Origin of the sequence: Streptomyces sp. URMC 123, from assembly GCF_051386515.1 — a bacterium.
Classification (GTDB): domain Bacteria; phylum Actinomycetota; class Actinomycetes; order Streptomycetales; family Streptomycetaceae; genus Streptomyces.
The window spans coordinates 1-7,241 of sequence record NZ_JBPQTV010000328.1 but is presented as its reverse complement, the minus strand read 5'-3'; the positions used below and the strand labels follow the sequence as shown (position 1 = coordinate 7,241).

General features: G+C 74.5%; 5 protein-coding genes. 2 read left to right on the top strand and 3 right to left on the bottom strand.

Annotated elements, in window-relative coordinates; all coding sequences use genetic code 11:
• The 3 genes from ACSNOD_RS26295 to ACSNOD_RS26285 all read right to left on the bottom strand — a co-directional run.
• Positions 1 to 717: protein kinase (locus ACSNOD_RS26295; protein WP_436769547.1), on the bottom strand; the 717-nt coding region annotated here is incomplete at its 3' end.
• Between the two features lie 166 nt (positions 718 to 883).
• Entirely contained in the window at positions 884 to 2,740 is a 1,857-nt protein-coding gene (locus ACSNOD_RS26290; RefSeq protein ID WP_436769546.1) for a serine/threonine-protein kinase, read from the bottom strand.
• Between the two features lie 453 nt (positions 2,741 to 3,193).
• Positions 3,194 to 4,903, bottom strand: coding sequence for a glycerol-3-phosphate dehydrogenase/oxidase (locus ACSNOD_RS26285; RefSeq protein ID WP_436769545.1), 1,710 nt, complete (start codon positions 4,901 to 4,903; stop codon positions 3,194 to 3,196).
• A gap of 252 nt (positions 4,904 to 5,155) precedes the next feature.
• Between ACSNOD_RS26285 and ACSNOD_RS26280 the strand changes: the two genes are divergently transcribed.
• Positions 5,156 to 6,418 (top strand): nucleotide sugar dehydrogenase, encoded by a 1,263-nt coding sequence (locus ACSNOD_RS26280; protein ID WP_436769544.1) that lies wholly within the window; start codon positions 5,156 to 5,158, stop codon positions 6,416 to 6,418.
• 178 nt (positions 6,419 to 6,596) lie between these two features.
• Positions 6,597 to 7,094, top strand: a complete 498-nt coding sequence (locus ACSNOD_RS26275; protein WP_436769543.1) for a hypothetical protein — start codon at positions 6,597 to 6,599, stop codon at positions 7,092 to 7,094.
• Positions 7,095 to 7,241: the final 147 nt, after the last annotated feature.

Here is a 7,241-nt window from a genome sequence, read left to right as displayed (position 1 = left end):
GTCGTCGGGGGGGAGCGGGCCACCGGGCGGGCCGTCGTCCGGGGGGCGCGGCACGGGATCGTATCCGCACAGCGCCTCCTCCGCCGCCCCCGCGGCGAGCCCCGTGAGGATCGCCCGGCCGTCGTCGCAGACGAGCACCGTCCGTGCCGTGATGTTGCGATGCGTCCAGCCGCTGGCGTGCAGCGCGCGCAGCGCCGTGAGCACGTCCGCCGCGATCTCCGCCGCGCGGTGCGGCGTGAGCACCCGCTCGGCGAGCAGCGCGGCCAGCGGCCGCGCCATGACCAGCTCGCTCACGATCCAGAGGCTGCCGTCCTCGGCGAAGACGTCGAAGACCTGGTCGAGCCGGGGGTGGTCGGGCACCGCCGCGGCCGCCGTCGCCGCGTCGACCGCGCGCCGCACCGCCGGGTCGCGCGGCCGCCGCGTCGCACCGCCCCCGCCGCCGCCCCCGGCCGCGTATCCGCCGGGCCCCCGGCCGGGGCCGCTCCCACCGAAGCGGAAACCGCCGTCGTCGCGGTCGTCGTCGAAGGCGACGCCGTCACCCCGCTCCGGCTCCACGACCTCCGCGTCGACCACCTCCGGCAGCGGAATCTGCCGGATCATCACTTCCTGCCCGCTGTACGTGTCGAACGCGCGGGTCTCCACGAGGTCGTACTCGTCGGAGGGCGGCCGCGGCAGGCGGTAGCGGTCGGCGAGCACCCGGCCCGCGTAGTCGTCCACGACGCCTCCCCACCACCACGCGCGATGCACACCGCCCGAAGCAGTCAATCCCGGTCGTTTTCCGGCCCGTTGCGGTTGCGTACGGTCCGCGAGGTCTCACGATACGTGCCCGAGGCGCGCGTCGCCGACCGCTCGGCCCATCCCGCTCCGGAGAGGAGCTACCGCGTCAGCCCCGGGGCTGAAACGTCGCGAAGGCGGTGTCCCGCAGCGTCCGGCACTCCGCGCCGTCCCACTCGTCCTTCTTGCAGGTGATCATGATGGCGTGTCCGCGCTGGTCGTCGACCTTGAACCCGCGGTTGAGGACGCGCACCCGCTCGCCGCCCTGGTCGCGCTCGAAGGACCAGTCGGCCACCGTCGGATAGCCCCGGTACTGCACCGGAACGATGCCGAGCCCGGTGTAGTTGCCCATCGAGGAGCGCGCCCCGCGCTCCCCGTCGCGCCAGGCGGCCACGGCGTCCGTGCCGGGCTCGGAGGTGAAGTCGACCTGGACGCGCGGGAAGGAGCCGGGCCGGCCGCTGTAGATGCCACCGGAGTTGTCGCCCGCCGTGCCGTGCCGCTTCCAGCCCTCGGGCAGCGCCATGGTGAAGCGGAACTGGTCGTCGGAGACCTGGGTGTAGCCGGCCGGGAGCGCGCCGCCGGCGCCCGGCTTGCCGCCGGAGCCGCTGGAACCGCCGGAATCACCGGAACCGCCGGAGCCGGTGGACCCCGTGCCGGGCGAACCGCCCGTCGTGCCCTCGGGGCTCTCGCCCCCCTGCGGCTTGCCGTCGTTGCCGGCCGACCGGCCGGCGGTGCCCTGGCCCGTTCCCGGCTGCGCCCCGCCGGAGGCGGCCTTGTCGCCGCCGGACTTGCCGCCGCCGTCGCCGTCGCTGCTGAACGCGATGGCCAGGACCGTGCCGAGCACGGCCAGCACCACGGCGACGGCCACGATCACCAGCGTGCGCCGGGGTATGACGTCGGTGAGCGGGGCGGCGGGCGGCAGGGGCCGCGCCACGGGGGCGTCGGCGAGCCGCGCCGCGGCCGGCATCGCCGGCGCCGCGGGGGCCATCGGCGGGCGCTCGGGGCGGCGCCGGGGCTGGCGCGCCGCGGCGGCCGAGGCCGGCCCGATCGGCAGCACCGGCGGCTTGGGCGGCATCGCCATCGTGCGGGTGGGCTCGGCGGCCGGCGGCTGGGGCGTCACGTCGTCGGGCAGGCTGAGGACGTCCTTGAGCAGCGCCCGCGCGCCCTCGTCGGCGAGCCGCTGCGCCGGGTCCTTGGCGAGCAGGCCGTAGATGACCTCCTCCAGCGGACCGGCGTTCCGGGGCGGGTCCAGCGGCTCGGTCATCACCGCGGTCAGCGTGGCGATCGCCGACCCCTTGTCGTACGGGGGCACGCCCTCGACACAGGCGTAGATGAGGCCGCCGAGCGACCACAGGTCGGCGGGCGGGCCGGGGCGCTGGCCCCTGGCCCGCTCGGGCGAGATGTACGAGGGGGCGCCCACGAGCATGCCGGTGGAGGTGACCGAGGGGTCGCCCTCGACCTGGGCGATGCCGAAGTCGGTGAGCACGACGCGGCCGTCGTCGGATATGAGCACGTTGGACGGCTTCACATCGCGGTGCAGGATGCCCTCGCGGTGCGCCGCGCGCAGCACGTCGAGGACGGCGAGGCCGATCTCCGCCGCGCGCCGCCAGTTGAGCCCGCCGGCCTCCCGGATGACCTCAGCCAGGGAGGAGCCCTCGATGAGCTCCATGACGATCCAGGGCCGGTCGTCCTCGTTGACCACGTCGTAGACGGTGACCGCGCCGCTGCTGCGAATCCGGGCGATGGCCTTGGCCTCGCGCAGGGTACGGGTGATGAGCCGCTGCTTCTCGTCGTCGTCGACGCTGTTCGAGAAGCGCAGTTCCTTGACCGCGACCGTGCGCCCCAGGGTCTCGTCGACCGCGCGCCACACCGTGCCCATGCCGCCCCGGCCGAGGACCTCCCCCAGCCGGTAGCGCCCGGCGAGGAGGCGTCCCGTCGTGCCCTGCGTCTGCTCCGCCTCCGACATGCATCCCCTCAGCGCTGCAATCAATCAACGATGGCGCCGAGTTGGCGGTCGGCACGCTGGCACTGCCGGCCCAACTCGGGCAACCTTCCCCTGGCCTTCGGCAGGGGGGACCCCAGGCAGAGCCCTATTCTCCCTCATGCACGGGTGTGCGGAAGCCCCGGCCCCGCGCCGGGGGGCGGCATGGTCCCTGACCACCACGGGCCGCCCCAGTGTGGACGCGGGTAATCCGGTTTCGGTTCCGTAAGAAGCGGTCGGAGACGGCTTTTTGCGGACAGGCAGGGGCGATGCGGGGCGGATTCCCCGCGCGGCGCGGGGGCGCGGCGGAGGGCGACGCCCGGCGCGGGGGCCACGCCGGGCGACGCGGGCCGACGCCGGGCGCATCGGGCGACGCCCGGCGCGGAAGCGGGGCGCCGGCGCGGAAGGGGGGCGCCCGCCGCGCCGGGCAAGCAGCGCCTAGCGCGACGGCACGATGTCCGGCGCGCCCAGCCGCGCCGCGTCCGCCGTCTGGTCGTCCGGCTGGAGTTGGGACTCCCGCTCGGCCTCCACCCGCTTCTCGTAGTGCTCGACCTCCTTGGCGATCCGGTCCTCGTCCCAGTCGAGGACGCCGGCCATCAACTCGGCCGCCTCGCGGGCGCAGCGGGTGCCGCGGTCGAAGGTCTCGATGGAGATACGGGTCCGGCGGGTGAGGATGTCGTCGAGGTGGCGCGCCCCCTCGTGCGAGGCGCCGTAGACCACCTCGGCGCGCAGATAGTCGTCCGCGCCGGTGAGGGGCTCGCCGAGGGAGGGGTCGCGGGCGACGAGGGCGAGCAGTTCCTCCGTCATGGAGCCGTAGCGGTTGAGGAGATGCTCGACCCGCGCCACGTGCAGCCCGGCGCGCTGGGCGATCCGGGCCCGGCCGTTCCACAGCGCGCGGTAGCCCTCCGCGCCGACCAGCGGCACGTCCTCGGTGACGCAGGCGGCGACCCGCTGGTCGAGGCCGTGCACCGCCTCGTCGACGGCGTCCTTGGCCATCACCCGGTACGTGGTGTACTTGCCGCCCGCGACGACCACCAGGCCGGGCACCGGGTGCGCGACGGTGTGTTCGCGCGAGAGCTTGCTGGTGGCGTCCGACTCGCCGGCCAGCAGCGGCCGCAGCCCGGCGTAGACGCCCTGGACGTCGTCCCGGGTGAGGGGCGTGGCGAGCACCGAGTTGACGTGCTCCAGCAAATAGTCGATGTCGGCGCTGGAGGCGGCCGGGTGGGCCTTGTCCAGGTCCCAGTCGGTGTCGGTGGTGCCGATGATCCAGTGCCGTCCCCAGGGGATGACGAACAGCACGCTCTTCTCGGTGCGCAGGATCAGCCCGGTGGTGGAGTGGATGCGGTCCTTGGGCACCACCAGGTGGATGCCCTTGGAGGCGCGGACGTGGAACTGGCCGCGCTCGCCGATGAGTGCCTGGGTGTCGTCGGTCCACACCCCGGTGGCGTTGACGATCTGCCGGGCCCGGATCTCGTACTCCCCGCCGCCCTCGACGTCCCGCACCTTGGCGCCGACCACCCGCTCGCCCTCGCGCAGGAAGCCGACCACGCGCGCCCGGTTGGCGCACTCCGCGCCGTACGCGGCGGCCGTGCGGGCCAGGGTCAGCACATAGCGGGCGTCGTCCATCTGGGCGTCGTAGTACTGGAGCGCGCCCACCAGGGCGTCCTTCTTCAGGCAGGGCGCCACCCGCAGGGCGTGCTTACGGGTGAGGTGACGGTGCACCGGCAGCCCGCGGCCGTGCCCGGAGGAGACGGACATGGTGTCGTACAGCGCCACCCCGCTGCCGGCGTACCAGCGCTCCCACCCGCGGTGCTGCAGCGGGTACAGGAACGGGACCGGCTTCACCAGGTGGGGGGCGAGTCGCTGGAGCAGCAGCCCGCGCTCCTTGAGGGCCTCCCGCACCAGGGCGAAGTCGAGCATTTCCAGATAGCGCAGCCCGCCGTGGATGAGTTTGCTGGACCGGCTGGAGGTGCCGGACGCCCAGTCGCGCGCCTCCACCAGGCCGGTCGCCAGGCCGCGCGTGGCCGCGTCGAGCGCGGTGCCCGCGCCCACGACGCCGCCGCCCACTACCAGAACGTCCAGCTCGCGCTCCGCCATTCGGGCGAGGGCCGCGCCGCGCTCGGCCGGTCCCAGTGTCGCTGTCCTCACTGCTGCCTCCCGCTTGTGGTCCGGCACACGCTCGGGCCCCGTTCGTCGATTCTGGCCGGGCCGTCAGGCCCCGGCCAGCCGTGGCCGCGCCGTCAGCCCTTGGGCGCGACCGGCGCCCGAGGGCCCGTTCGACCCTCGCGACCGCCGCAACACCCAGGTCTCCACCATCACCCAATACCCACTATCAGTCATATGTCTGCTTAGCCTTACATATCGCCATAAAGGTTTCGTCTCGGGAAGGACGGCCCGGCCATGCCCGCGGACCTCGCAGTGATCGGACTCGGCCACCTCGGCCTGCCCCTGGCCCAGGCCGCCACCGCGGCCGGCATCGCCACCATCGGCTACGACACCGACGCCCGCGCGGTGGCCGAGCTGCGCGCGGGCCGCCCGCCGGTGGACGGCTCGCTCACCGCCGCCGAGCTGCGCCGCATGCTCGCGACCGGCTTCCGGGCCACCGGCGACCCGGCCGAGCTCGGGCGGGTCCGCACCGCCGTGATCTGCGCGCCCACCCCGCTCGCCGCCAATCAGGGGCTCGATCTGACGGCCGTCGGCGAGGCCGCCCGGCACCTCGCGACCCGGCTGCGCCCGCGCACCACCGTGGTGCTCGAGTCCACCGCCTACCCCGGCACCACCGAGGAATTCCTGCGGCCGATCCTGGAGGAGGGCTCCGGGCTGCGGGCCGGCCGCGACTTCCACCTGGCGTACTCGCCGAGCCGGGTGGACCCGGGCAACCGCAACCACGGCTACGCCAACATCCCCAAGGTCATCGGGGGGCTCACCCCGGCCTGCACGGAGGCCGCCGCGGCCTTCTACGGGCGCGTCACCGAACGGGTGGTGCGCGCCCGCGGCCCCCGCGAGGCGGAGACGGTGAAGGTGCTGGAGACCAACTACCGGCACGTCAACATGGCCCTGGTCAACGAGATGGCGGTGTACTGCAACGACATCGGCGTGGACCTGTGGGACGTGGTCCGGTGCGCCGAGACCAAGCCCTTCGGCTTCCAGGCCTTCCGCCCCGGGCCCGGCGTCGGCGGCCACGGCGTGCCCATCGACCCCAACTACCACTCGTACAAGAGCCGCAGCCTCGGCTGCCCGCTGCGGATGGTCGAGATCGCGCGCGAGGTCAACGGGCGGATGCCGCGCTATGTGATTCAGCGCTGCGCCACGCTGCTGAACGAGCACGGCAAGTCCGCGCGCGGCGCCCGGGTGCTGCTGCTCGGCGTCACCTACAAGCCGGACGTGGGCGACGAGCAGAACTCGCCGGCGCGCGAGATCGGCACCCGGCTGCTGGAGCTGGGCGCGCAGCTCAGCTTCCACGACCCGTACGTGGCCCACTGGCGGGTGCTCGACCAGCCGGTGCCGCGGGCGGACTCGCTGTACGAGGCGGCGGCCGAGGCGGATCTGACGGTGCTGCTCCAGCACCACCGGACGTACGACCTCCAGGGGCTGGCCGTGAAGGCCCAACTGCTGCTGGACACCCGGGGGGCGAGCCCGGCGGGGACGGCGTACCGGCTCTGAGCAGGGGCGCGGCGGGGCTGACGGCTTGTCGGCCGGCCGCTGACGGGCCGTCGGTCCGGGGCCCGACCGCCCGGCGCGAGGGGCTTTCGAACAGGTGTTAGCGTGCCGAAGGCGGTCCACCAGGGATCGTCGAGACGTCGTCCAGACGTACTCCAGGTGCACAGGGGGGAAATCCACCATGGCCAGCCACTCGTCCGCGCTCAGCGGAGGGACCCGGGCGGACGGCGCGGCGCGGGCCGACGGGAAGGGCGCGGGGGCCGCTGGCCGGCCGGGGCTCGCCCTCGTCGTGGGCCTGGCGACGGCGGTGGGCGTGGCGGCGGTGTTCGGCCTGCTGGAGGGCAGGACGGGGCGCCAGGGCCACGAGGTGGGCTACTGGGCGCTCGCGCTGGGGGTGCTGCTCGGGGCGGTGCTCGGCAAGGTGGGCGGCCGCTCCCGGCTGGTGCCCTGGCTCGGGGTGCCGGTGGCGCTGCTGGCGGTGGCGGTCAGCCAGCTGGTCACCTCGGCCGTGCAGGTCGCCGCACACGGCGGGGCCGCGTCCACGCTGGACGCGCTGACCGGCCACGTCGGGCTCTGTCTCGACTACTGGTGGGACGAGATCATCGGCAGGAACGACATCACGTTCTACTGCGTGGCCGCGCTGGAGGGGGCGCTGGTCGCCAAGCGCGTGGCGGAGTAGCGGCGAGCTGCGGCCCCCGCGCGCAAGGCCCGGCACCGGCCGCGTACCCACGCGCCGCGGGCCACCCCCGTACCGACGCGCCACAGGCGATCGCCTTGGCCAGATCGCCGCTGTAGCCCACTCCGCCGTCGGCGATGACGTGCACAT

Coding starts and splice junctions, on each gene's coding strand:
- ACSNOD_RS26290 (WP_436769546.1), bottom strand. CDS start 2,740: ATGTCGGAGGCGGAGCAGACGCAGGGCACGACGGGACGCCTCCTCGCC.
- ACSNOD_RS26280 (WP_436769544.1), top strand. CDS start 5,156: ATGCCCGCGGACCTCGCAGTGATCGGACTCGGCCACCTCGGCCTGCCC.
- ACSNOD_RS26275 (WP_436769543.1), top strand. CDS start 6,597: ATGGCCAGCCACTCGTCCGCGCTCAGCGGAGGGACCCGGGCGGACGGC.